This window comes from Streptomyces sp. H27-H1 (assembly GCF_026627445.1).
Classification (GTDB): Bacteria; Actinomycetota; Actinomycetes; order Streptomycetales; family Streptomycetaceae; genus Streptomyces.
In genome coordinates, this window is sequence record NZ_JAPNLJ010000002.1 from 17,677 (window position 1) to 42,211 (window position 24,535).

The 24,535-nt window shown below is 71.0% G+C and carries 21 protein-coding genes and 1 pseudogene; 2 read left to right on the top strand and 20 right to left on the bottom strand.

The window, feature by feature from the left end; genetic code table 11:
• Positions 1-116 precede the first annotated feature (116 nt).
• The 4 genes from OTB20_RS01845 to OTB20_RS01865 all read right to left on the bottom strand — a co-directional run bounded on the left by OTB20_RS01845 (position 117) and on the right by OTB20_RS01865 (position 4,064).
• Positions 117-806 carry a hypothetical protein gene (locus OTB20_RS01845; RefSeq protein ID WP_324290323.1) on the bottom strand — a complete coding sequence of 230 codons (690 nt, stop codon included), beginning with the start codon at positions 804-806 and terminating at the stop codon, positions 117-119.
• Between the two features lie 355 nt (positions 807-1,161).
• The gene (locus OTB20_RS01855) at positions 1,162-1,734 is read right to left on the bottom strand and encodes a GNAT family N-acetyltransferase (protein WP_267814729.1); all 573 of its coding nucleotides are present in this window, start codon (positions 1,732-1,734) and stop codon (positions 1,162-1,164) included.
• Between the two features lie 58 nt (positions 1,735-1,792).
• On the bottom strand, positions 1,793-2,485 hold the full coding sequence (locus tag OTB20_RS01860; protein ID WP_267815076.1) for a DNA alkylation repair protein: 693 nt from the start codon (positions 2,483-2,485) through the stop codon (positions 1,793-1,795).
• A 601-nt stretch (positions 2,486-3,086) separates the two neighbouring features.
• Entirely contained in the window at positions 3,087-4,064 is a 978-nt protein-coding gene (locus OTB20_RS01865) for a helix-turn-helix transcriptional regulator (RefSeq protein WP_267814731.1), read from the bottom strand.
• A 147-nt stretch (positions 4,065-4,211) separates the two neighbouring features.
• Between OTB20_RS01865 and OTB20_RS01870 the strand changes: the two genes are divergently transcribed.
• Positions 4,212-4,607 (top strand): RidA family protein, encoded by a 396-nt coding sequence (locus OTB20_RS01870; RefSeq protein ID WP_267814732.1) that lies wholly within the window; start codon positions 4,212-4,214, stop codon positions 4,605-4,607.
• Positions 4,608-4,740: 133 nt separating this feature from the next.
• On the opposite strand, the gene OTB20_RS01875 is transcribed toward OTB20_RS01870, so the two are convergent.
• Both OTB20_RS01875 and fmt read right to left on the bottom strand, forming a co-directional pair.
• Positions 4,741-6,198, bottom strand: a complete 1,458-nt coding sequence (locus tag OTB20_RS01875; protein WP_267814733.1) for an RsmB/NOP family class I SAM-dependent RNA methyltransferase — start codon at positions 6,196-6,198, stop codon at positions 4,741-4,743.
• Between the two features lie 144 nt (positions 6,199-6,342).
• A complete protein-coding gene (gene fmt / locus OTB20_RS01880; protein ID WP_267814735.1) occupies positions 6,343-7,287 on the bottom strand; it encodes a methionyl-tRNA formyltransferase in 945 nt (314 codons plus the stop codon).
• Positions 7,288-7,549: 262 nt separating this feature from the next.
• Between fmt and OTB20_RS01885 the strand changes: the two genes are divergently transcribed.
• On the top strand, positions 7,550-8,089 hold the full coding sequence (locus tag OTB20_RS01885) for a hypothetical protein (RefSeq protein WP_267814737.1): 540 nt from the start codon (positions 7,550-7,552) through the stop codon (positions 8,087-8,089).
• A gap of 155 nt (positions 8,090-8,244) precedes the next feature.
• Here the strand turns inward: OTB20_RS01885 and OTB20_RS01890 are convergent, their stop codons facing one another.
• The 14 genes and pseudogenes from OTB20_RS01890 to OTB20_RS01955 all read right to left on the bottom strand — a co-directional run bounded on the left by OTB20_RS01890 (position 8,245) and on the right by OTB20_RS01955 (position 24,534).
• Positions 8,245-10,368 carry a primosomal protein N' gene (locus tag OTB20_RS01890; protein WP_267814738.1) on the bottom strand — a complete coding sequence of 708 codons (2,124 nt, stop codon included), beginning with the start codon at positions 10,366-10,368 and terminating at the stop codon, positions 8,245-8,247.
• A gap of 108 nt (positions 10,369-10,476) precedes the next feature.
• A complete protein-coding gene (gene metK / locus OTB20_RS01895) occupies positions 10,477-11,685 on the bottom strand; it encodes a methionine adenosyltransferase (protein ID WP_267814739.1) in 1,209 nt (402 codons plus the stop codon).
• Positions 11,686-11,880: 195 nt separating this feature from the next.
• On the bottom strand, positions 11,881-13,095 hold the full coding sequence (gene coaBC / locus OTB20_RS01900; protein ID WP_267814741.1) for a bifunctional phosphopantothenoylcysteine decarboxylase/phosphopantothenate--cysteine ligase CoaBC: 1,215 nt from the start codon (positions 13,093-13,095) through the stop codon (positions 11,881-11,883).
• Between the two features lie 98 nt (positions 13,096-13,193).
• Positions 13,194-13,466 (bottom strand): DNA-directed RNA polymerase subunit omega, encoded by a 273-nt coding sequence (gene rpoZ / locus OTB20_RS01905; RefSeq protein WP_004948662.1) that lies wholly within the window; start codon positions 13,464-13,466, stop codon positions 13,194-13,196.
• Positions 13,467-13,546: 80 nt separating this feature from the next.
• On the bottom strand, positions 13,547-14,110 hold the full coding sequence (gene gmk, locus OTB20_RS01910; RefSeq protein ID WP_267814743.1) for a guanylate kinase: 564 nt from the start codon (positions 14,108-14,110) through the stop codon (positions 13,547-13,549).
• Positions 14,111-14,171: 61 nt separating this feature from the next.
• On the bottom strand, positions 14,172-14,495 hold the full coding sequence (locus OTB20_RS01915) for an integration host factor (protein ID WP_267814745.1): 324 nt from the start codon (positions 14,493-14,495) through the stop codon (positions 14,172-14,174).
• Between the two features lie 245 nt (positions 14,496-14,740).
• Positions 14,741-15,189 (bottom strand): annotated as a pseudogene (locus OTB20_RS42365) (hypothetical protein).
• 181 nt (positions 15,190-15,370) lie between these two features.
• The gene (locus tag OTB20_RS01925) at positions 15,371-15,802 is read right to left on the bottom strand and encodes a hypothetical protein (protein WP_267814748.1); all 432 of its coding nucleotides are present in this window, start codon (positions 15,800-15,802) and stop codon (positions 15,371-15,373) included.
• A 302-nt stretch (positions 15,803-16,104) separates the two neighbouring features.
• Entirely contained in the window at positions 16,105-16,947 is an 843-nt protein-coding gene (gene pyrF / locus OTB20_RS01930; protein WP_267815077.1) for an orotidine-5'-phosphate decarboxylase, read from the bottom strand.
• A gap of 5 nt (positions 16,948-16,952) precedes the next feature.
• Positions 16,953-18,062, bottom strand: a complete 1,110-nt coding sequence (locus tag OTB20_RS01935; protein WP_267815078.1) for a quinone-dependent dihydroorotate dehydrogenase — start codon at positions 18,060-18,062, stop codon at positions 16,953-16,955.
• A 146-nt stretch (positions 18,063-18,208) separates the two neighbouring features.
• Positions 18,209-21,517, bottom strand: coding sequence for a carbamoyl-phosphate synthase large subunit (carB, locus tag OTB20_RS01940; RefSeq protein ID WP_267814749.1), 3,309 nt, complete (start codon positions 21,515-21,517; stop codon positions 18,209-18,211).
• Positions 21,510-22,673: a glutamine-hydrolyzing carbamoyl-phosphate synthase small subunit gene (gene carA, locus OTB20_RS01945; RefSeq protein WP_267814750.1), complete on the bottom strand. Its 1,164-nt coding sequence runs from the start codon at positions 22,671-22,673 to the stop codon at positions 21,510-21,512. The genes carB and carA overlap by 8 nt, the downstream gene beginning before the upstream one ends.
• Positions 22,670-23,251, bottom strand: coding sequence for a hypothetical protein (locus OTB20_RS01950; protein WP_267814751.1), 582 nt, complete (start codon positions 23,249-23,251; stop codon positions 22,670-22,672). Before OTB20_RS01950 ends, carA begins: the two co-directional genes overlap by 4 nt.
• Positions 23,248-24,534 carry a dihydroorotase gene (locus OTB20_RS01955; RefSeq protein WP_267758724.1) on the bottom strand — a complete coding sequence of 429 codons (1,287 nt, stop codon included), beginning with the start codon at positions 24,532-24,534 and terminating at the stop codon, positions 23,248-23,250. Before OTB20_RS01955 ends, OTB20_RS01950 begins: the two co-directional genes overlap by 4 nt.
• Position 24,535: the final 1 nt, after the last annotated feature.

Sequence of the window (24,535 nt, forward strand, 5' to 3'; positions counted from 1 at the left end):
CGCAGACCGGCCCCCCGCCCCTCTGGCATGTGCCGGGGCACCGGCACACCTGGTCACCGGGTCACCTGGGTCACCGACACACCGACTCACCGACTCACCGACACATCGCGCTGCCCTCAGAGCCCGATCATCCGGACCGAACCGGCCCGGTCCCCGCACAGCGCCGTCATATCGCCGACGTCGGAGGTCAGCAGGATGACGGGCACGGGCCGGCGCAGCGCCGACTCCACCACGGTGGCCTTGAGGGCGTACGAGTCCCCGTGCAGGTCCGCCGCGTCGAGCAGCTCCACGGCGGCCCAGGCCGCGGCCTCCGTGACGGGCTCGACGTCGAGCCGGGACAGGGCCCGGTGCAGCGCGGCGGTGGCGGTGACAGTGGCGGTGGCGGTGGGCGCGCCGGGCTGCGCACGGTCGAGCCCGAGCCCGAGCCCCAGCCCGAGCCCGGCGAGGGCACCGGTGACGGCCCCGACGCTGATCACGAACTCCGCACCGAGCGAGTGGTAGAGCGCGAAGCGCGCGAGGACCTTGCGGTCCTCACCGATCCAGTCGGTCAGCGCCCGCGAGTCGAGCACCACCGTCGCGGGCGGCCCGGCCGCCCCGTCGAGCTCGGCCCGTACGTCGTCCAGTTCCTCGGCGGTGAACCCGCCGTGCTCCCGCTGATAGCGGCGCAGGTGCTCCCCCACCAGATGGTGCCGAACCCGGCGCCCGACGAGCCCGGCCACGTAGGCGGAGACGTCACCGGTGAGCGCACCGAGCACGGCGGCGTGCTCGACGGGCAGCATCACGGAGATACGGGTTGTCCCTGACATATGCCGACGGTAGGGGTGTGCGCGAACCCAACGGGGCGTTGAGGGCCGGAATCACCCGGGAGGGTGACTTTGACGAGTACCGGGGGCCCCTTCCCGCCGGCCAGCCGGACCACGGACGGACGGGACCGACCCGTGAGCCGGGATAGACGCCCGGGGCGGTCAGGGCATCCAGGTACGGGCGGTCGCCCACCCATTCAGCGACTTCGACCGCCAACACGCGCGCGAGGACGATCACAAGGACCTCAGGGTCGGTGGGCGCATCAGATCGCTACGCACTCCCACTCGGTTTAGCGACCGACCACCGTCCGTGGCTGGAGATACGGGCCGCACACGGCCGGTTGCCCTCCCACTCGGCTTAGCGACTGAGGGGGGTGGTAGGGGCGGTGTGGGGATTGGTCTGGGACGGGTTTGCCGGGAGTTCGAAGACGAGGTTGATTCCGTCGTTCTCGTCTCGTCGCTCGGCGACTTGGGTGAAGTCGAAGCCCGCGATGGTGGCCAGGGAGGGGGCGTTGTCGGATCTGATGGTGGCTCGCACGGTTCTGACAGCGGGGTCGGCGGTGGCTCTGGCCAGCAGTTCGGTCAGCATGGCGCGGGCGTAGCCCTGGCGGCGATAGCTGGACACGACGCTGTAGCCGATCTCGACCACGCCTGCCTCGTCCGGCGGTCCGTGGAAGCCGGCGTCGCCGATGACCGTTCCGTCCGGCTCGGACACTGCGGCCCGGGTGGTCCAGGGCGCGGCGGACGGGTCTTTGGTGAGTTGGTCGGCTCGGTAGGCGAAGATCCAGCGGGCACGGTCGGATACGAAGTATTCGTCCAGGGATATCCCGGCCTCGGCGCTGCCGCCGGCGAGATCACCGTCGGCAAGCGCCCGCAGCGCCTTTGCGTTGAGCTTGACGAAGCGGACGCGTTTGGGAAGTTCGTTGTTCATCGCGGAGATGGTCACCCAGCGCATTGAGGCTGTCCACTGCTTTACGGTCTGCCGGTCGTCAATCCGCCGTCTTGTCGTTCTTACGGCGCACGAGCTCGTTGATCCAGACGGGCGCGTACGGAGACGTGCAGCCGGGGGGTGTCGGATAGTCCTTGAGGACCCCCAAGCGCTCGCCGATGGCGAGTGCACGGGCACGGTGCTCCGCGTGCTCGATTCCGATCTGGGCGAGGCAATGGTTCATCGCCCACTGCAGGCGGTCCGGAGCGTCTTTCATCTCCGCCTCGATGACGTCGAGCAGTCCTGCGAGGTCGAGACCATCGGACTTCTTCGCCACCCGCTCGGTCGTCAGCGCCCACCCGGCACTCGCGACCACGGGATCAGGATCGGCGAACCATACGAGACGCAACTCTTCGGCGTGCGGGCTCTTCTTCACCACGTAGTTCACGAGCCAGTCGTGCACCTTGGGCCTACGCCCCTCGCGCAACATCGCGTCCAACTCGTCCCGCCCGAAGGCCTTCGGGCGACAGACCAGGATCGCCAGCAGCCTCGCGGCGGTGTCACCCGTCTCCCAAAGCCGGCAAGCAAGTTCCTGTTGTGTCTTCAACCGCTTCGCGAGCGCGCGCAGCTTGCCGAGATTCACACCGTGATCGTCACCGTGCTTCTCGTTCACCGCCCGAGCCTTCGGATCTTCCAACGCGGCCAGCTCGGCCATCACCTCGGCCACCATCACCTCAACCACCACCATCACCATCACCTAGACCACCACCGTCTCAGCCCCCTCAGCCACAGTCCATCACGCACGGGATTAGCCCCACGAGGAACCTGGCCGCGCCACGAGGAAGACCCTCACGGCCCGTTCGCGCCCAGCCACAGACGGCTGCCAGCCGCTAAGCCGAGTGGGAGTGTGTAGCGATCTGTTGCGCCCACCGACCCTGAAGCCCTTGTGGTCGTCCTCGCACGCGTGTTGGCGGTCGAAGGCGCGGGGAGAGTGGATGTCCGCCCGTCCCTGGATGCCCTGACCGCCCCGCGCAACCATTCCGTCCGACAGGGCGGTCCCGGCCGTCCGTGGTCCGGCTGACCAGCGGAGGGGGCCGTTGACTCCTCCAGTCCGCCCGCCCCTCCCCACTCCTCCCCCCGGCCATTCCCCGGGGGGATCCCGGGAGTCTTGTGTTGTTCCGTGGTGGGACGGCCCGTCAAGGGTGGCCGAAGGCCATCGCGAAGCGACGCGACCGCAGGGAGCGCCCTTGACGGGCCGGCCCGGCACGGAAGGACACTCGACTGCCGGGACGCCCACCGGCACCCACGCAGCCCCGACCAGCCCGCAGCACAAGCCGCCCATCCCCACCCGCCCCTCACCCACCCAACCCCCCATACCGCGCGGCAACCGCCGCAGCCCGCTCGTGCAGCGCGCCGCGCAGTGACTGCGGGGTCAGGGCTTCCGCTTCCGTGCCGAGCTGCCACAGGGCCCATTCCGCGTGTCGTGAATCCTGGAAGGTCACCTCCAGCCGGAGCCAGCCGTCCGGGCCGGGTTCCTCTGCGCGCACCGCCAGAGCGGAGTCGAGCAGGTCCTCCCGCCGCGCCGGGTTGACCCGTACCAGCACGGTGACGTGGTCGCCGCCGGAGAGGAACTGCGCGGAGCGCTCCCGCCAGATCCGGTCCAGATCGACCCGGTTCGGTCGTTGCGCCGCTTCGGGGAGTTCCTCGGCGGCCAGCACCCGCGACAGCCGGTAGGTGCGGTCCGCACCGGCTCGCGTGGCCAGCAGATATCCCCGGTCTCGTACGGTGACCAGGCCGATCGGGTCCACCGTGCGCCACTGCGGCGGCTGGTCCGTGGCCGCGTAATGGATGCGCAGCTTGTGTCCGGCGAGCACCGCGCGCCTGACCTCGACCATCGCGGTGCCGGACACCTCCTCGGCTACGAGTCGGCGTGAGAGCAGGTCGGTCTGCGGGTCGACGAGAAAACGCTGGGCCGCGTCGCTCACGGTGACCGGGTGGCCTTCGGGGAGCGCGTCGACCACCTTCCGCATGGCCGAAGCGAGCGCCGAGCCGAGGCCGAACACCTGCTCGCCGCGCCCCGATCCGGCAGCCAGCAAGGCGAGGGCTTCGTCGTGGTTCAGGCCGGTGAGCTCGGTCCGGAATCCGGGCGCCAGCGCGAAACCGCCGTGCCGGCCGCGTTCGGCGTAGACCGGGACCCCGGCCGCGGACAGCGCCTCGATGTCGCGCAGCACGGTGCGGGTGGATACCTCCAGCTCGCGGGCCAGCGTGTCCGCGGACAGCCGACCGCGCTGACGCAACAGCAGCACCAGCGAGACCAACCGGTCGGCGCGCATCCGAGAACTTTATCGGAATACACGACTAAAGGTGTCGTGATTCGTTGCGAGGCTCGTCGACAACCGAATGGAGATGACGACGTGGCAGACAACGACGTGACAGCTGACAACGCGACAGATGGCAATGCGGCAGATGACAACGTGGCAATGGAACGAACCGCTATCAACCCGGTGACCTGGGCGGCGGAGATGGGCTTCAACCAGGGTGAGCTCGTCTCCGGGCACACCCGGACCCTGTACATCTCGGGGCAGACCGCGATGAGCAGCGACGGCAAGCCCGAGCATGACGGTGACATGGCGGCGCAGTTGGCGCTGAGCACCGACAACGTGGAAGCCGTGCTCCGCGAGGCCGGCATGTCTTTGGCCGACCTGGTCCGGCTCAACGTCTACACGACCGACGTCGACCTGCTCTTCCAGCACTACGGCGTACTGGCGGCGCGGTTGGGCGCCGCCGGGGTGGCTCCGACCACCACGATGCTCGGGGTGACGCGGCTGGCGATCCCCGGCCAGCTGGTCGAGCTCGAGGGAACCGCCGTCGCGTGATGCGGTAAGCCCTCGACGGCGCCGACCTCACACCCGGTCGGGTCGGCGCCGCGGGCACGGGACCCGGGTGGCGGGACGCCAGACACCCCGCCACCCTCCCCTGCTTACTGCTTACTGCTTACTACCTCTGCATCTACCCGGTCCGCCGGATCAGCGCCAGGTACATCGCGTCCGTGCCGTGCAGGTGCGGCCACAGCTGTACGTCCGGGCCGTCGCCCAGCGCCGGGACTTCCTGCATGTACGGTCGCGCGTCGATCAGTTCCGCCGCGATCGGGGAAGCGCCGGCGCCCCGGCCCTTCAGTACGTCCTCCACGACCACCCGGGTCTCCGCCAGGTGCGGGGAGCACGTCGCGTAGCCCACGACGCCGCCCACCCGGACGGCCGACAGCGCCTCGCGCAGCAGGCCGCGCTGGAGCGGCGCGAAGCTCTCCAGGTCCTCCGGCCGGCGGCGCCAGCGCGCCTCCGGGCGCCTGCGCAGCGCGCCCAGGCCGGAGCAGGGCACGTCCATCAGGACGCGGTCGAACGAACCCGGCAGCCACGGCGGGCGCGTTCCGTCGGCCGTGATGACCTGGTAGGGGCCGGGGTTGCCGGCGAGCGCCCGCTCGACCAGGCGTGCCCGGTGCGGCTGCTTCTCGGAGGCGAGCAGGAACGCTCCGCGCTGGGCGGCGAACGCCGCGAGCAGGGCCGCCTTGCCGCCGGGCCCCGCGCAGCCGTCCAGCCAGCGCTCGTCGCGGCCCTCGACCGGGACGGCCGCCATGGCCATCGCCACCAGCTGGCTGCCTTCGTCCTGGACTCCGGCTCGGCCCTCGCGCACCGCTTCCAGCGCGCCCGGTTCGCCGCCCTCGGCCATCCTGACCGCGTACGGGGACCAGCGTCCCGGCAGCGCCGAGTCCTCGCCCACCGCCTCCAGCAGCTCTTCCGCCGTGGACCGCCCGGGGCGCGCCACCAGTGTGACCTCGGGCCGTTCGTTGTCGGCCTCCAGCAGGTCCTCGATGCCGGCGCGGCCGCCGCCCAGCGAGTCCCACAGGGCGCTGACGACCCACCTGGGGTGCGAGTGGTAGACCGCGAGGTGTTCCTCGGCGTCGTCCTCGTACGGCGGAGCGACCTTCTCGAGCCACCCCTCCAGATCGTGCGCGGAGATCTTGCGCAGGACCGCGTTGACGAACTTCGCCCGCCCGTCCCCGAGCACCACCCGGGCCAGCTCCACGCTCGCGGACACCGCCGCGTGGGTGGGGATCCGGGTCCCGAGCAGCTGGTGCGCGCCGAGCGCGAGCACGTCGAGCACCGGCGGGTCGACCTCGCGCAGCGGCCGGTCGATGCAGGCCTTGATGACCGCGTCGTACGTGCCTTGGCGGCGCAGGGTCCCGTACACGAGCTCGGTGGCAAGCGCCGCGTCCCGCGCCTGGAAGGTCTCGTCCTTGCGGGCCTTCTTCAGCAGCGGCGGCAGCACGAGGTTCGCGTAGGCGTCGCGCTCGTCCACCGCCCGCAGTACCTCGAAGGCCAGCATCCGGACGGGGTCCTTCTTGGGCCTGCGGTGCGGCTTGGCCGACTTGGCCGACTTGGCCGGCTTGCTACGAGGCTGCTCGCTCACGTGAAAGGTACTCCGGGGTTACGGGAAGAACGACGAGAAACAGAAAAGGACAGAAGCGCGAAGGAGAAACGGAACTACGGGATACGACCGGCGAACGTCGAGGAACGACGGCGAACGACGGCGACCGTAGGGAAACTACGAAAATCAGCCTACGTCGACCCCGCCCAGACGCTCGCCAGGAGCGATCCGCACCCCGCGCGCCCAGTCGGCGGCCTTCATGGGCTTCTTGCCCTGCGGCTGCACCCAGAGCAGCTCCACGGCGTGCGAGCCGGTTCCGACGTAGACGTTGTTCTTGGCCACGCTCAGGTCGCCGGGCGTCAGGTCGGTCCGGTCGGTGACCAGGCCGACCGAGACCAGCTTGAGCCGCTCGCCCCGGAAGAGCGTCCAGGCGCCCGGTGCCGGAGTGCAGCCGCGCACCAGGCGGTCGGCGCGCATCGCGGGCGCCGACCAGTCGACCCGGGCGTCCTCGACGGTGATCTTCGGCGCCAGCGAGATCCCGTCGGTGGGCTGCTCCACCGCGCGCAGGGTGCCGTTCTCGATGCCGTCCATCGTGGCGACCAGCAGTCCGGAGCCGGCGAAGGCGAGGCGGGTCAGCAGGTCGCCGCTGGTATCGGTGGGCCGGATCTCCTCGGTGAGGATCCCGAAGACCGGGCCGGTGTCGAGCCCCTCCTCGATCCGGAAGGTGGAGGCACCGGTGAGCTGGTCCCCCGCCATGATCGACTGCTGCACGGGCGCGGCACCGCGCCACGCGGGCAGCAGCGAGAAGTGCAGGTTGACCCAGCCGTGCTCGGGGATGTCCAGGGCGCTCTTGGGAATCAGCGCGCCGTAGGCGACCACCGGGCAGCAGTCGGGGCCGATCTCGCGCAGTCGGGCCTGGAAGTCCGGGTCGCGCGGGCGGGCGGGCTTGAGGACCTCGATGCCGGCTTCCTCGGCGCGTTCGGCGACGGGGCTGGCGACGAGGCGGCGGCCCCGGCCGGCCGGGGCGTCGGGCCGGGTGATCACGGCGGCGACCTCGTGGCGCCCGGAGGCGATCAGAGCGTCCAGGGCGGGCACGGCGACCTCGGGGGTGCCTGCGAAGACGAGCTTCACTGGGGTCTACCTCGCTATCTCGGCTGTCAGCAGCACACCAGTCTATGGGGCTGCCCGCTCACCGTCCCACTTGCGCTGCGGCGCCCGCCCGAGGGGGCGTACGCACACACGCGCGCTCCTCGCATATGCCGACACGCCCCCATAGCGTGACCTGGCCGCCGGGTAGCGCGTTGGTCAAGCGAGATTGACCGAAACGGGCCGCGAAACAGATCGGTGTCTGCGGCCCTATCCGCTCTTCAGCACCGGTTCGAGAGGCTTCTTCATGGCCGACCACGCCACCCACGACGCCCAAGCACGGGCCAGCCTGCATCTCCTGGTGCGGGACATCGAGCGGGTTCGCCGGCAGGTGGATGCTCTGCGTACGCTCACCGCCCAGCTCGGCAACGTCTACCGCCCGCGCCGCTCGGGCCCCTCCACGGGCTTCGTCGTCTACGGCCGCGCGCCCGCGCCCACCGTCCGCCTCGCGCAGGAGCTGCGGGACAGCGTCGAGACCCTGGTCACCGCCGCGGTGGACTTCGACCGCTCGCTCGGCTTCTCGTGGGACGCGGTCGGCTCGGCCCTCGGCGTCACCAAGCAGGCCGTCCACCGGCGCTACGGTGCCCGGCGGGCGCAGAGCGCCGAGTCCGTCGAGCGGGAGCCGCTGACGGAGGGCACGACGACGACCCGGACCCTGGGGCCGCTGCCCACCGTCCCGGCGGCGCGCTCGGTGCCGCCGCAGCCGCAGCCGGTGCGCGAGGACTCCCTCGCCCCTGTGGCGGCCGGGGCCCGTCCCGCGGCCTTCCCCGGACCGCGCAACGGCTGACCCGCCGGCCGCCGGGACGCCGACCCCCGACGGCCCTCGCACCACCCCCACGGCCCGTCCGGCACCAGCCGGCCGGGCCGTGCCTGTGCCGTGACCGTCGACGGCCGCCCCACAGGAGCCGCAGGGGACAGCCCCGCGGCCGCCTCCGCGTCCCGTCAGCCGATGTCCAGCGGGTCGATCCGGATCCGGACCGCCTCCTCGACCGGGGCCCCCCGGGCCATCCGCGCCGCCTGCGCGGCCTTCAGCGCGGCCGCCAGCGCGGCCCCGCTGCCCGGCGGCACCCGGACCAGCGCCCGGTCCCCCGGCGAAGGTTCCCCCCGCCGTCCCGGCAAGGGCACAGGCCCCAGGATCTCCGCGTCCGCCGGCAGCCCCGCACCCGCCAGGAAGGCCTCGACGGCCTCTCCGCGCCCCGCGACCGCCGCCATCCGGGAGACCGGCGGGAACCCCAGTTGCGCTCGCTCCGCGAGCTCCCGCACCGCGTGCCCGACGGGATCCCACCGCACCAGCGCCTGGACCGGCCGCAGCGTGGGCTCGGCGACGACCACCACCTGCCCGTCGCCCCGTACCAGTGAGGCCGCCGCGATCCAGCGCCGCAGCGCGTCCTCGCTCGCCCGCAGGTCGGGCCGGCTCAGCATGGCCCAGCCGTCCAGCAGCAGCGCCGCCGCGTACCCGGCGCCCGCCGCGACCGGCTCGGCGCCCGGTGTGGACACCACCAGCGCGGGCTGGTCCGGCACCTCGTCCAGGACGTGGTCGCGCCCGGAAGTCCGTACGGGTACGGCCGGGAAGGCCCGTCCCAGCTCCTCGGCGGTCCGCCGGGCGCCCACCACCTGGGCCCGTAGCCGGAACGAGCCGCACTCCTCGCAATGCCAGGCCGTCTCGGCCCGCCCGCACCATCCGCAGTGCAGGTCCCGCTCGTCGGGGGCCTCCAGCGGTCCCGCGCAGACCGTGCACCGTGCGGGCGTCCGGCACCGTTCGCACGCCAGCCGGGGCACGTAGCCGCGCCGGGGCACCTGTACGAGCACGGGTCCGGTCTTCAGCCCCTCCCGTACGGTCTCCCACGCGAGGCTCGGCAGTCGGGCGGCCCGCGCGGCCCCGTCCCGGGCAAGCAGCTCGTCGCCGACGGTCCGGATCCGGGGCGCGTACGTCCGTACCGTCTCGCGGTCGGCGACCAGCGGCCGGGCCCAGCCGGACTCGACGAGCTGCGCGGCCTCCACCGTGCAGCTGGTGCTGCCCACCAGGAAGGCACAGCCGTCGGTGACCGCGCGCAGTTCCAGCACTTCCCGCACGTGCGGGAAGGGGGCGTGGACGTCGCTGTGGCTGGAGTCGCCGTCGTCCCAGACGGCGACGAGCCCGAGGTCCCGTACGGGAGCGAACATCGAGGCCCGGGTGCCGACCACGGCCCGCACCGAGCCCCGGCTGACGGCCAGCCACTGGCGGTAGCGCTTCTCCGGCCCCGACTCGGCGGTCAGCAGCGCGTGCCGCCCCTCGCCGAGCAGGGCGGTGAGCGCCGAGTCGACACGCGAGGCGGTGCGCCCGTCGGGGACCACGGCGAGGGCGCCGCGTCCGGAGGCGAGGGTGGCGGCCATGGCGCGGGCCAGTTCGTCGGCCCAGCCGGGGCCGGGCAGGGCGGTCCACACGGCGCGCGGGGTACCGCCGCCCGCGAGGGCCCGCAGGAAGGCGGGGCCTGCTCCGTACCGCTCCCAGCCGGCGGGCTCGGGCGCGGCGGGCGGGGGCAGTGGTTCGGGGGACGGCTTGGACTCGGCGCGGGCGCTGCGCGCGGGGAGCGCGAGCTGCAGCACGTCGGCGAGGCTGCCGGCGTACCGATCGGCGACGGCGCGGGCGAGGGCGAGCGTGCGGGGGCCGAGCACGATCTCGGGCGAGACGACCTGGGCGAGGGCCGCGAGCGCGCCGTTGTAGTCGGATTCGGCGCGGCGTTCGATGACGAAGCCGTCGATGAGCCCGCCGCCCTCGCGGCGGCCGCCATGGACGCGGTGGGAGCCCGCGCCGAAGCGGACCCGGACGCGGACGCCGGGCTGGGCGGACTCGGAGAGCTCGGCGGGAACCGCGTAGTCGAAGAGCCGGTCGAGGTGGAGCACGCCCTTGTTCACGAGGACCCGGGCGACGGGCAGTTCTCCGGCGACGGAGGCCCCGCGCCAGGTCCGCGGTTTGGCTTTGGGCGCCTTGGCCTTCGCCTCGGCGACCATCTCCCGCATCAGCGCGAGCTGCTCCGGCGGACCGCCCGGTCCGCTCCGCTCCCCCGCGTCATTGGTGCTGCTCACACCCGCATTCTTACCAAACCCCACCGACAACGGCGGACTCGGCCGCACGTGCGGACGGCCCCGGACCACAGGGGTCCGGGGCCGTCCGTCCAGCGGGTGCTACGGGTACTACAGGCCTGCGGCGGTGCGCAGGGCGTCCACGCGGTCGGTGCGCTCCCAGGTGAAGTCCGGCAGCTCGCGGCCGAAGTGGCCGTAGGCGGCGGTCTGGGCGTAGATCGGGCGCAGCAGGTCGAGGTCGCGGATGATCGCGGCCGGACGCAGGTCGAAGACCTGGCCGATGGCGTCCTCGATCTTCTGCACGTCCACCTTGTGCGTGCCGAAGGTCTCGACGAACAGGCCGACGGGCTCGGCCTTGCCGATCGCGTAGGCGACCTGGACCTCGCAGCGCGAGGCCAGGCCGGCGGCCACGACGTTCTTGGCGACCCAGCGCATGGCGTACGCGGCGGAGCGGTCGACCTTGGACGGGTCCTTGCCGGAGAAGGCGCCGCCACCGTGACGGGCCATGCCGCCGTAGGTGTCGATGATGATCTTGCGGCCGGTCAGGCCGGCGTCGCCCATCGGGCCGCCGATCTCGAAGCGGCCGGTCGGGTTGACCAGCAGGCGGTAGCCCTCGGTGTCGAGCTTGATGCCGTCCTCGACGAGCTGGTTCAGCACGTGCTCCACGACGAACTCGCGGATGTCGGGAGCGAGCAGCGAGTCCAGGTCGATGTCCGCCGCGTGCTGCGAGGACACGACGACCGTGTCGAGGCGGACGGCCTTGTCGCCGTCGTACTCGATGGTGACCTGGGTCTTGCCGTCGGGGCGCAGGTAGGGGATGGTCCCGTTCTTGCGCACCTCGGACAGCCGCTTGGAGAGGCGGTGCGCGATGTGGATGGGGAGCGGCATGAGCTCGGGGGTCTCGTCGCAGGCGTACCCGAACATCAGGCCCTGGTCGCCGGCACCCTGCTTGTCGAGCTCGTCCTCGTCGCCCTCGACGCGCTTCTCGTACGCGGTGTCGACGCCCTGCGCGATGTCCGGGGACTGCGCGCCGATGGACACCGACACGCCGCAGGAGGCGCCGTCGAAGCCCTTCTTCGAGGAGTCGTAGCCGATCTCGAGGATCTTGTCGCGGACGAGCTGCGCGATCGGCGCGTACGCCTTCGTCGTCACCTCTCCCGCGATGTGGACGAGACCGGTGGTGATGAGGGTCTCCACGGCGACGCGCGAGGTCGGGTCCTCGGTGAGGAGCGCGTCGAGGATGGTGTCGCTGATCTGGTCAGCGATCTTGTCGGGGTGACCCTCGGTCACAGACTCCGAGGTGAAAAGGCGACGGGACACAACGCTCCCTGGGGTTGCAGCGGCTGCTGGCTGAAATATTGGCGGAACCACATCGGAGGCTGCGCCCGATCACGTTCCGGATGCAGTTTATCGGTCGCCACCGTGCGCTGGACCACCCGTCTCGCCCTATGGGAGCCGTGTGACCTGCAACACTCCATTCTTACTCACGGATCAGCCTGCGGAAAGAGGCTCCGCTCAGGCGCGTCGCACTCCGATGCGCGGTGCCACCTGATCCCAAATCACGTCCGCGAGCGTTTCCTTCGGACCGTAGGGGACCGCCAGTTCGCTTCCGTCGGAGGACAGGATGACCGCCTCGTTCTCCTCGGAACCAAAGGTCTTCGTCTCGCCGACCTCGTTGACGACGAGGAGGTCGCATCCCTTGCGGAGGAGCTTGGTCCGCCCGTTGGCGAGCACGTCGTCGGTCTCGGCGGCGAAACCCACCACGATCTGGCCCTCCCGGGCCCGGTCGGCGGAAATCTCCGCGAGAATGTCCGGATTACGTACGAGGGTGACCGGCGCGGGTTCCTGGCCGTCCTTCTTCTTGATCTTCCCGCCGGCGTATTCGGCCGGCCGGAAGTCGGCCACGGCCGCGGCCATCACCACGGCGTCGGCGTCGGCGGCGGCCTTGAGCACGGCCTCGCGCAGCTGCAGGGCCGTCCCGACCCGTACGAGGTCCACCCCGGCCGGGTCGGCGAGCGCGGTGTTGGCGGAGACCAGGGTGACCCGGGCCCCGCGGGCGACGGCGGTGCGGGCTAGGGCGTAGCCCTGCTTGCCGGAGGAGCGGTTGCCGAGGAAGCGGACCGGGTCCAGCGGTTCGCGCGTACCGCCGGCGCTGATCACCACGTGCCGTCCGGTGAGGTCGGGCTCGGCCACCCCGCGGGCCAGCACCCGTGCGCACACCTCGAAGATCTCCTCGGGGTCGGGCAGCCGCCCCTTGCCGGTGTCCTTGCCGGTGAGCCGGCCGACGGCCGGCTCGATGACGACGGCGCCGCGCCGGCGCAGCGTGGCCACGTTCTCCCGGGTGGCCGGGTGCTCCCACATCTCGGTGTGCATCGCGGGTGCGAACACCACGGGGCAGCGTGCGGTGAGCAGGGTGTTGGTGAGCAGGTCGTCGGCCAGCCCGTGGGCGGCCTTGGCGAGCATGTCGGCGGTGGCCGGGGCGACGACGACGAGGTCGGCGGACTGTCCGATGCGCACGTGCGGCACCTCGTGGACGCTCTCCCAGACCTCGGTGGAGGCCGGGTTCCCGGAGAGGGCCGCCCAGGTGGCCTCCCCGACGAAGTTCAGCGACGCCGCCGTCGGCACCACCCGTACGTCGTGCCCGGACTCGGTCAGCCGGCGCAGCAGCTCGCACGCCTTGTAGGCGGCGATGCCGCCACTGACTCCGAGCACGACCTTCGGCTTACCCACCACACACGCCCCTTCGGCTGACTGCGACGACACCTCTATGACACACCACAGGCCCGGCAGATGTTCTGCCGGGCCTGTGGTGAAAGGAAACTCGTGCCTTACTGAGCCGGGGCCTCGATGGCCTCGGAGGTCAGCAGACCCGCGTTGATCTCGCGCAGCGCGATCGAAAGCGGCTTCTCGTGGACGTGGGTGTCCACCAGCGGGCCGACGTACTCAAGCAGGCCCTCACCGAGCTGCGAGTAGTACGCGTTGATCTGACGCGCCCGCTTGGCCGCGTAGATCACGAGGCTGTACTTCGAGTCCGTGGCCTCAAGCAGCTCGTCGATCGGCGGGTTGATGATGCCCTCGGGCGCAGTAATGGAAGAGGACACGCTCTACCTTCCGAAGATGGGGTAAGACCTAAAATTTGTCGGATTCAGACCGTCGGGACCGGCTGAACACCGGTCAACAATCAGACGACATTCATCAAGGCTAGCAGCTCGCGCGCCACGTCCTCGACCGAGGTGTTGACTAGGGTGGTGTCGAACTCGGATTCGGCAGCCAGTTCGATCTTCGCGGCGCCGAGCCTGCGCTCGACGACCTCCGCGGATTCGGTGCCCCGGCCGGTGAGCCGGCGGACCAGCTCGTCCCAGCTTGGAGGCGCCAGGAAGATCAGCTGTGCCTCGGACATGGACTCGCGTACGAGCCGTGCGCCCTGGAGGTCGATCTCCAGCAGGACCGGCTCGCCGTTTTCCAGGCGTTCCAGCACTGCGCCGCGCGGTGTGCCGTAGCGGTTGCCCGCGAACTCGGCCCACTCCAGCAGCTCGCCATTGGCGATCAGCTTGTCGAACTCGTCGTCGTTGACGAAGAAGTAGTGGACTCCGTGTCGCTCACCGGGCCGCGGCTTGCGGGTGGTGGCCGACACCGAGAGCCAGACCTCGGGGTGGACCTTGCGCATATGCGCGACGACCGTGCTCTTGCCGACCCCCGAGGGGCCGGAGAGCACGGTCAGCCGCGGACGAACCTCTGCTGCCATAGAGCGATTATCCAGCTTCTCGGGACTGCCTGAGAACGCCGGGAGGACTTCGGACGACGCCTTAGGGGGCGTTACCGCCGAACTCGCGCTCCAGAGAGGCGATCTGGTTGGAACCGAGACCTCGGACACGCCTGGACTCGGAGATGCCGAGGCGCTCCATGAGCTGCTTGGCGCGCACCTTGCCGACGCCAGGCAGGGACTCCAGGAGAGCGGACACCTTCATCTTGCCGATGACGTCGTTCTCCTGACCCAGCTTGATGACGTCATGCAGGGAGGCGCCGGAGTGCTTGAGTCGATTCTTCACCTCGGCCCGCTCCCGGCGAGCCGCGGCGGCCTTTTCGAGCGCTGCTGCGCGCTGTTCAGGGGTAAGGGGCGGAAGAGCCACGCCTACGTCACCTCGGATGTCGAACTGTCGGATACGGGCCAGTGAAATGCCGGAAGGCATCACACCAGGCGAGTTCCCGAACAGCGGTGGTGCTCGATCGCTGCTCGTTCACTCTGCTCGGAGACTAGCGGCCATGACCGCTCCAGTCAGCGAGAACGGACGAAAAGTCCTGGTCAGCCTCCACCGAACCGTACATCACGGACAAACCACCCCGGTTTTGTCCGGTGGAAGACGTTCGAATTTCGTCAGACAGTGCGATGAGCCCTGCCGATGGCGTCCTCGAACGCCCCGATCCCATGTACGGCGAGTGCCGCCCGCAGGTCGTCGCGGATCCCCAGGGGCGCGGACGGATCGTTGAACAGGGCGGTACCGACCGCCACGCCCGAAGCGCCGGCGAGGACGAATTCGAGCGCGTCCCGGCCGGAGGCGATCCCGCCCATCCCCAGGATGGGAACCCGCCCGACGGCGCCGGCCGGCATCGCCCCGTACACCTGGTGGACGCAGCGGACGGCGACGGGCCGGTGACCCCGGCCGGGGCCGGGCGCATGGTGTCGGTGTCGATGGCCATCCCCAGGACGGTATTGATCATCGAGAGCCCTTCGGCGCCCGCCTCCGTACAGGCGGCCGCGAGGTCGGTGATACGCGTCACATCGGGGCTCAGCTTGGCGTAGACGGGCAGCGCGGGGTCGGGCATCACGGTCTTGGTGTCGATGGCGCCGAGCTCGTTCAGGGGGTGAAGCGGTGCGGCTCGCGGCCGTAGCCGGCGCAGCCGGAGGCGGTGGAGACCGGATTGGGGAGGGTCACGTGGGCACCGAAAGGGGCGGACATGTCCACGTCCTCGGGATCCAGGGGGTGCCGGAGGGAGCTCAGGGGGCTCACCGCCCGCTCGCCTTCGGGGTCATCGCGGCCGCGTCTTCCAGATCGGCGGGCAGGGTTCCGGCGTCGTCCCAGCGGACGGTGGCGCCGTCGAAAACCGGCCCGGATGTGCAGGAGCGAAGGAACCGGGTGACGCCGTCGGCGCCGGTGACGGGCAGGACGCAGCTCATGCAGATCCCGATTCCGCAGGCCATGGCCTCTTCGACGGCGGTGTGGCTGGCCGCTCCGGCGGCGGTGGCGATCTCCGTGACGGCCTTGAGCATGGAGAAGGCGCGGCGCAGGAGCGTCGCGGAGACCCGGCCTCCGATGGCGAGGGCACCGAAGGGGCCGGGGCGCACGCCCGTGACGCCGGGGGCATCGAGGACCAGGTGGTGGTAGGCCCCTGCCGGGGCGATGCGGCGGATGGTGGCGGTGGTCCGTACTGGGGGCACGCGGGGCGCTCCTGCGGGTAGGGGGCGTAACCCCCACCCCATGATCGCCCCGCGGTCCGCCCCGGGACACGGGTCCGAAGCCCCGACCCTCCGGGGCGTACGCCCTGCTCCCGCTGCGCGGGGCCTGTCCCCTACTCTCCCCCGGACGGAGTCCGGGGGTACCCCCGGGTTCGCCCGTTCCGCGGGAAAATCCAGCCCCGCCGGCGTTTGAGACGACCCTTCGGCCCCTCCGGCGTTTGAGGCGCGGGGGTCCGGGGGCCGGCCCCCGGGAGCGGCTCCGCAGGCAGGTGTGACGGGGCGGGCTACGCCGCTACGGCCGTGCGGATTTCCTCCGCGAAGGCGTGCGCCGAGGCGCGGAGGGCCGCCGCGTCCGGGCCGTGCTTCAGGACGCCCCGGGATACGTTCGGAACGACATTTCGGACGGCTGCGCCGAAGACGGCCGGGAGGTCCGCCGCCGTCGCGCCCTGCGCGCCGATGCCGGGGGCCAGCAGCGGTCCGTTGATGTCCAGGTCGAAGGAGGACAGGTCCCCGAGGGTCGCCCCGACGACCGCTCCGAAGGAGCCCATCGGGGAGGCCCCCGCGTTCTCCGCCGCCAGATGCGCCAGCATGGTCGCGCCGATGGTCCGGCCGTCCGACCGCACCGCCCGCTGGACCTCCGCACCCTCCGGGTTCGAGGTCAGGGCCAGCACGAACAGCCCCGCTCCGGACTCCCGGGCCAGCTCCACCGCGGGGGCGAGCGAGCCGTAGCCCAGGTACGGGGAGACGGTCAGCGCGTCGGAGAAGAGCGGCGAGGAGGGCGACAGGAAGGTCTCCGCGTACGCGGCCATCGTCGAGCCGATGTCACCCCGCTTCGCGTCCATGACGACCAGCGCGCCCGCCGCACGGGCGTCGGCCACCGTCTGTTCCAGTACCGCGATCCCGCGCGAGCCGAACCGCTCGAAGAACGCCGCCTGCGGCTTGAAGACCGCGACCGAGTCGGCGAGCGCCTCGACCACGGTGCGGGAGAACTTCTCCAGGCCCGCGATGTCGTCGTTCAGGCCCCAGGAGGCCAGCAGTGCCGCGTGCGGGTCGATGCCGACGCACAGGGGTCCACGGGTGTCCATGGCCTCGCGCAGGCGCGTACCGAAGGGGATCACGGGGGTCACGGGGGTCACAGGGCGGCCTTTCGGGTTTCCGCGCCCACCGCTTCGGCGAGCGTCGCGTACGGGCTGGCGGCCAGGCGTGCGGCGAGGCCCTTGTGGATGGCGCGGGCGTAGTACGGGCCCTCGTAGATGAAGGCGCTGTAGCCCTGGACCAGGCTCGCGCCGGCCAGGATCCGCTGCCAGGCGTCCTCGGCGTTCTCGATGCCGCCGACGCCGACCAGGACCAGCCGGTCGCCGACGCGGGCGTACAGCCGGCGCAGGACCTCCAGCGAGCGCTCCTTGACCGGGGCGCCGGACAGTCCGCCGGTCTCCTTGATCAGTGACGGGGAGGACTTCAGGCCGAGGCCCTCGCGGGCGATCGTCGTGTTGGTCGCGATGATGCCGTCGAGGCCCAGCTCCAGGGCCAGGTCGGCGACCGCGTCCACGTCCTCGTCGGCGAGGTCCGGTGCGATCTTGACGAGGAGCGGGACCCGCCGGTCGGTGACGACGCGGTCCGCCGCCTCGCGCACGGCGGTGAGCAGGGGGCGCAGCGACTCCGTGGCCTGGAGGTTGCGCAGGCCCGGGGTGTTCGGGGAGGAGACGTTGACGACGAGGTAGTCGGCGTGCCGGGCGAGGCGCTCGGTGGAGGCGACGTAGTCCGCTACGGCCTCTTCCTCGGGGACGATCTTCGTCTTGCCGATGTTGACGCCGACGACCGTCTTGAAGACGGGGTTGCGGGCGGCCAGTCGCTCGGCGACGGCCGCCGAGCCCTCGTTGTTGAAGCCCATGCGGTTGATGAGCGCGCGGTCCGGGACCAGCCGGAACAGCCGCTTCTTCGGGTTGCCGGGCTGCGGCTCGGCGGTGACGGTGCCGATCTCGATGTGGTCGAAGCCGAGCATCGACATCCCGTCGATGGCTACGGCGTTCTTGTCGAAGCCGGCGGCGAGCCCGAAGGGGCCGTGCATCCGCAGGCCGAGGGCCTCGGTGCGCAGCGACTCGTGGCGGGGGGCCAGGACGGCGGCGACGAAGGTGCGCAGCACCGGCGTGCGGGCCGCGAGGCGGATCCAGCGGAAGGCCATGTAGTGGGCCTGCTCCGGGTCCATCCGCTTGAAGACCAGGTTGAAGAAGAGTTTGTACATCGTGGAGGGGTTCCCTTGCGCGCTCATGGAGCTCATGAAGAGGGGGACGACCGTCGCGCATCGCGCTTGACGGTGTCCCCCTCCCCCATTACGGGCCGTACGGGCTGATCGGTCCTGCCCGGCCGATGGAGCCGGGCGCACGGGACCTAGTCGCGGGCCGCGGTCAGCCGCCGCGCGTGCTCCTGGAGCGAGCGGACGCCCACGTCGCCGCGGTTGAGCGCGTCGATGCCCTGGACGGCCGCGGCGAGCGCCTGGACCGTGGTGAGGCACGGAACTCCGCGCGCCACGGCGGCCGTGCGGATCTCGTAGCCGTCGAGGCGGCCACCGGTGCCGTACGGGGTGTTGACGATCAGGTCGACCTGGCCGTCGTGGATGAGCTGGACGATGGTCTTCTCGCCGTTGGGGCCCTCGCCCTCGCTGAGCTTGCGCACGACGGTGGCGTTGATGCCGTTGCGGCGCAGCACCTCCGCGGTGCCCGAGGTGGCCATCAGCTCGAAGCCGTGGGCGACGAGCTCGCGGGCCGGGAAGATCATCGTGCGCTTGTCGCGGTTGGCGACGGAGATGAACGCGCGGCCCTTGGTGGGCAGCGGGCCGTAGGCGCCGGCCTGCGACTTGGCGTACGCCGTGCCGAAGACGGAGTCGATGCCCATGACCTCGCCGGTGGAGCGCATCTCCGGGCCGAGGACGGTGTCGACGCCGCGGCCGTGGATGTCGCGGAAGCGCGACCACGGCATGACGGCCTCCTTGACGGAGATCGGCGCGTCGAGCGGCAGGGTGCCGCCGTCGCCGTTCTTCGGGAGCATGCCCTCTTCGCGGAGCTCGGCGATGGTGGTGCCGAGCGAGATGCGGGCGGCGGCCTTCGCGAGCGGGACGGCGGTCGCCTTCGAGGTGAAGGGGACGGTCCGGGAGGCGCGCGGGTTGGCCTCCAGGACGTAGAGGATGTCACCCGCCATCGCGAACTGGATGTTGATCAGGCCGCGGACTCCGACGCCCTTGGCGATGGCCTCGGTGGAGGCGCGCAGGCGCTTGATGTCGTAGCCGCCGAGGGTGATCGGGGGCAGGGCGCAGGCGGAGTCGCCGGAGTGGATGCCGGCTTCCTCGATGTGCTCCATGACGCCGCCGAGGTAGAGCTCGGTGCCGTCGTAGAGGGCGTCGACGTCGATCTCGATCGCGTCGTCGAGGAAGCGGTCGACCAGCACGGGGCGGGTCGGCGAGATCTCGGTGGACTCGGCGATGTAGGAGGACAGCCGGTCCTCGTCGTAGACGATCTCCATGCCGCGGCCGCCGAGCACGTACGAGGGGCGTACGAGGACGGGGTAGCCGATCTCGTCGGCGATGGCCTTGGCGCCGGCGAAGGTGGTGGCGGTGCCGTGCTTGGGGGCGGGCAGGCCGGCCTCGGCGAGGACCTGGCCGAAGGCTCCGCGGTCCTCGGCGGCGTGGATGGCCTCCGGCGGGGTGCCGACGACGGGGACGCCGTTGTCCTTGAGGGCCTGGGCGAGGCCCAGGGGGGTCTGGCCGCCGAGCTGGACGATGACACCGGCGATGGGACCGGCCAGTGATTCGGCGTGGACGATCTCCAGCACGTCTTCGAGCGTGAGCGGCTCGAAGTACAGGCGGTCGGAGGTGTCGTAGTCGGTGGAGACGGTCTCCGGGTTGCAGTTGACCATCACGGTCTCGTAGCCGGCGTCGCTGAGGGCGAAGGAGGCGTGGACGCAGGAGTAGTCGAACTCGATGCCCTGGCCGATGCGGTTCGGGCCGGAGCCCAGGATGATGACCGCGGGCTTCTCGCGCGGGGCGACTTCGGACTCCTCGTCGTAGGAGGAGTAGAAGTACGGGGTCTTCGCGGCGAACTCGGCGGCGCAGGTGTCGACCGTCTTGTAGACCGGGCGGACGCCGAGCGCGTGGCGGACCTCGCGGACCACGTCTTCGCGCAGGCCGCGGATCTCGGCGATCTGGGCGTCGGAGAAGCCGTGGCGCTTGGCCTCGGCGAGCAGCTCGGGGTGGAGCTTCTCGGCGGCGGCCAGTTCGTCCGCGATCTCCTTGATGAGGAAGAGCTGGTCGACGAACCAGGGGTCGATCTTCGTGAACTCGAAGACCTCTTCCTGGGTGGCGCCGGCGCGGATGGCCTGCATGACGGTGTTGATGCGGCCGTCGGTCGGGCGGACCGCGATGGCGAGCAGCTCGTCCTTGTCGCCGGTGGGGCCGACGAAGGTGAACTGCGAGCCCTTCTTCTCCAGCGAGCGCAGGGCCTTCTGGAGGGCCTCGGTGAAGTTGCGGCCGATGGCCATGGCCTCGCCCACCGACTTCATGGTGGTGGTGAGGGTGGCGTCGGCGAGCGGGAACTTCTCGAAGGCGAACCGCGGGGCCTTGACGACTACGTAGTCGAGGGACGGCTCGAAGGAGGCCGGCGTCTTCTCGGTGATGTCGTTGGGGACCTCGTCGAGCGTGTAGCCGATGGCCAGCTTGGCGGCGATCTTGGCGATCGGGAAGCCGGTGGCCTTCGACGCGAGCGCCGAGGAGCGCGAGACGCGCGGGTTCATCTCGATGACGATGACGCGGCCGTCGGCCGGGTCGATCGCGAACTGGATGTTGCAGCCGCCGGTGTCGACGCCGACCTCGCGGATGATCGCGATGCCGATGTCACGCAGCCGCTGGTACTCGCGGTCGGTCAGCGTCATCGCCGGGGCGACGGTGATCGAGTCGCCGGTGTGGACGCCCATCGGGTCGAAGTTCTCGATGGAGCAGACGACGACGACGTTGTCCTTGGTGTCGCGCATCAGCTCGAGCTCGTACTCCTTCCAGCCGAGGATGGACTCCTCCAGGAGCACCTCGGTGGTCGGGGAGAGCATCAGGCCCTGGCCGGCGATGCGGCGCAGCTCCTCCTCGTCGTGGGCGAAGCCTGAGCCGGCGCCGCCCATGGTGAAGGAGGGGCGCACGACGACGGGGTAGCCGCCGAGGGTGTCGACGCCGGCGATGATGTCGTCCATCGTGTGGCAGATGACCGAGCGGGCGGACTCGCCGTAGCCGATCTTGGCCTTGACGGCTTCGACGACGCCCTTGAAGAGCTCGCGGTCCTCGCCCTTGTTGATGGCCTCGACGTTGGCGCCGATGAGCTCGACGTTGTACTTCTCCAGCACACCCTGCTCGTGCATGGAGATGGCGGTGTTCAGCGCGGTCTGGCCGCCGAGGGTCGGAAGCAGCGCGTCGGGGCGCTCCTTCGCGATGATCTTCTCGACGAACTCGGGGGTGATCGGCTCGACGTACGTGGCGTCGGCGATCTCCGGGTCGGTCATGATCGTGGCGGGGTTGGAGTTCACCAGGATGACCCGCAGGCCCTCGGCCTTGAGGATGCGGCAGGCCTGGGTGCCGGAGTAGTCGAACTCGGCGGCCTGGCCGATGACGATCGGGCCGGAGCCGATGACCAGGACGGACTGGATATCGGTGCGCTTAGGCACGCTCGGCCTCCATCTGGGCGGTTTCCATCAAAGACGTGAAGCGGTCGAAGAGGTACGCGGCGTCGTGCGGGCCGGCGGCTGCCTCGGGGTGGTACTGGACGGAGAAGGCCGGCTGGTCGAGCAGCTGGAGGCCTTCCACGACGTTGTCGTTCAGGCAGACGTGCGAGACCTCGGCGCGGCCGTAGGGGGTCTCGGACACCTTGTCGAGGGGCGCGTCCACGGCGAAGCCGTGGTTGTGCGCGGTGATCTCGACCTTGCCGGTGGTGCGGTCCTGCACCGGCTGGTTGATGCCCCGGTGGCCGTACTTCAGCTTGTAGGTGCCGAAGCCGAGCGCGCGGCCGAGGATCTGGTTGCCGAAGCAGATGCCGAAGAGCGGGGTCTTGCGGGCGAGGACGCCCTGCATGACGGAGACCGCGTGGTCGGCGGTGGCCGGGTCGCCCGGGCCGTTCGAGAAGAACACGCCGTCGGGGTTGACCGCGTACACGTCCTCGACGGTGGCGGTGGCGGGGAGCACGTGCACCTCGATGCCGCGCTGGGCCATCCGGTGCGGGGTCATGCCCTTGATGCCGAGGTCGACCGCGGCGACGGTGAACTTCTTCTCGCCGATCGCGGGGACCACGTAGGTCTCCTTGGTGGCGACCTCTGCGGAGAGGTCGGCGCCCTTCATCTGCGGGGCGGCCTGGACGCGGGCCAGCAGGGCCTCGTCGCGGACCCCGTCCCAGACCTCGCCGGAGAAGATGCCGACGCGCATGGCGCCGCGCTCGCGCAGGTGGCGGGTGAGGGCGCGGGTGTCGATGCCGGAGATCCCGACGACGCCCTGCTTGACGAGCTCCTCGTCCAGCGAGCGGCGGGAGCGCCAGTTGGAGGGGACGCGGGCGGGGTCGCGTACGACGTACCCGGCGACCCAGATCCGGGAGGACTCGGGGTCCTCGTCGTTGACTCCGGTGTTGCCCACGTGCGGGGCGGTCATCACGACGACCTGCCGGTGGTACGACGGGTCGGTGAGGGTCTCCTGGTAGCCGGTCATGCCGGTGGAGAACACGGCCTCGCCGAAGGTCTCCCCCACAGCGCCGTAGGCGCGGCCGCGGAAGATCCGACCGTCCTCCAGGACGAGTACGGCGGGAGTTTTGGCTGCTCCCCTGGTGGAGGTCGTCATCGTTCGGCGCCTTCCGTCGTGGTGATTGAGTGGTTCATGAGGTTGATCGCTTCGACCCAGGCGGCGTGTTCTGCCGCGCGGTCGGAGCGGAATCCGGAGTCGATCAGCCTGTCGCCATGCGCCCATGTGACGACGAGGAGACCGCCCTCGGTCAGTACCTTGCCCGCGATTCCCTTGTCGAGGCGGGCGCCGCGCAGCTGCGCGGCCGGTACGTAGAAGTCGGTGGCACCCGGACGGACCACGTCGAGGCCCGTGTCGGTGAGCGTGAGCTCGACCCGGCTGCGGACGCCCAGCCCGTGGGCGACGATCCGGTCGAGCCACTGCCCGGCGGTGGTGGACCCGTGGTAGCGGCCGGTCAGGGCCAGCCGGTGTTCGGGGAGACCGCCGGGGGCGGCGGGCAGCTCCGGCAGATCGCTCTGCAGGGTGCCGCGCCATTTCCAGCCCTGCCGCATCAGCCAGTACACGAACGCGATGAAGACGAGGAGACCGATCACCCACGCGATGCGGGCGCCCCAGTCCGTCACCTCCGCCGACTGCCGTTCGGCCTCGGCGGCCAGTTGGATTACTGCAGGTGTCACGCCAGCGTCCCGTCCACGACCGTTGCCCGGCCCCGCAGGAAGGTGTGAGTGACGCGCCCCGGCAGCTCACGGCCCTCGTAAGGCGTGTTGCGGCTGCGGGAGGCGAAGTGTGCGGGGTCCACGACACCACGGTACGAGGTATCGACCAAGGTCAGGTTCGCGGGTTCACCTGCCGAGACGGGGCGTCCGTGATTCGGGAGGCTGCCGATGCGCGCCGGGGCGAAGGACATCCGCTCGGCGACGCCCGCCCAGTCGAGCAGTCCGGTCTCCACCATCGTCTGCTGGACGACGGAGAGCGCGGTCTCCAGGCCGACCATGCCCATGGCTGCGGCGGCCCACTCGCAGTCCTTGTCCTCGTGCGGGTGCGGGGCGTGGTCGGTGGCGACGATGTCGATCGTGCCGTCGGCCAGCGCCTCGCGCAGGGCCAGCACGTCGGCTTCGGTGCGCAGCGGCGGGTTGACCTTGTAGACCGGGTTGTACGAGCGCACGAGCTCGTCGGTGAGGAGCAGGTGGTGCGGGGTGACCTCGGCGGTGACGTCGATGCCGCGGGACTTGGCCCAGCGGATGATCTCGACGGAGCCGGCGGTGGAGAGGTGGCAGATGTGGACGCGGGAGCCGACGTGCTCGGCGAGCAGGACGTCGCGGGCGATGACCGACTCCTCGGCGACGGCCGGCCAGCCGCCCAGTCCCAGCTCGGCGGAGACGATGCCCTCGTTCATCTGGGCGCCCTCGGTGAGGCGGGGCTCCTGGGCGTGCTGGGCGACGACGCCGCCGAAGGCCTTCACGTACTCCAGGGCGCGGCGCATGATCACGGCGTCGTCCACGCACTTGCCGTCGTCGGAGAAGACGGTGACACGGGCCGCGGACTCGTGCATGGCGCCCAGCTCGGAGAGCTGCTTGCCCTCCAGGCCGATGGTGACGGCGCCGATGGGCTGCACGTCGCAGTAGCCGGACTCCTTGCCCAGGCGCCACACCTGCTCGACGACGCCGGCGGTGTCGGCGACGGGGAAGGTGTTGGCCATGGCGAAGACGGCGGTGTAGCCGCCGGAGGCGGCGGCGCGGGTGCCGGTGAGGACGGTCTCGGAGTCCTCGCGGCCGGGCTCGCGCAGGTGGGTGTGGAGGTCGACGAGGCCGGGGAGGAGGACCTGGCCCGCGGCCTCGATGACGGTCGCGTCGCCGGCGTCCAGGCCGGCGCCCACGGCGGCGATGGTCTCGCCGTCGATCAGGACGTCCTGGACGTCGCCACCGAGTACCTTCGCGCCACGGATAAGGATCTTGCTCATC

Coding starts and splice junctions, on each gene's coding strand:
- gmk (WP_267814743.1), bottom strand. CDS start 14,110: ATGGCAGCAGAGGTTCGTCCGCGGCTGACCGTGCTCTCCGGCCCCTCG.
- OTB20_RS01855 (WP_267814729.1), bottom strand. CDS start 1,734: ATGAACAACGAACTTCCCAAACGCGTCCGCTTCGTCAAGCTCAACGCA.
- OTB20_RS01885 (WP_267814737.1), top strand. CDS start 7,550: ATGGCCGACCACGCCACCCACGACGCCCAAGCACGGGCCAGCCTGCAT.
- OTB20_RS01870 (WP_267814732.1), top strand. CDS start 4,212: ATGGAACGAACCGCTATCAACCCGGTGACCTGGGCGGCGGAGATGGGC.
- OTB20_RS01955 (WP_267758724.1), bottom strand. CDS start 24,534: ATGAGCAAGATCCTTATCCGTGGCGCGAAGGTACTCGGTGGCGACGTC.
- OTB20_RS01845 (WP_324290323.1), bottom strand. CDS start 806: ATGTCAGGGACAACCCGTATCTCCGTGATGCTGCCCGTCGAGCACGCC.
- carA (WP_267814750.1), bottom strand. CDS start 22,673: ATGACGACCTCCACCAGGGGAGCAGCCAAAACTCCCGCCGTACTCGTC.
- OTB20_RS01860 (WP_267815076.1), bottom strand. CDS start 2,485: ATGGTGATGGTGGTGGTTGAGGTGATGGTGGCCGAGGTGATGGCCGAG.
- OTB20_RS01865 (WP_267814731.1), bottom strand. CDS start 4,064: ATGCGCGCCGACCGGTTGGTCTCGCTGGTGCTGCTGTTGCGTCAGCGC.
- OTB20_RS01935 (WP_267815078.1), bottom strand. CDS start 18,062: ATGTACAAACTCTTCTTCAACCTGGTCTTCAAGCGGATGGACCCGGAG.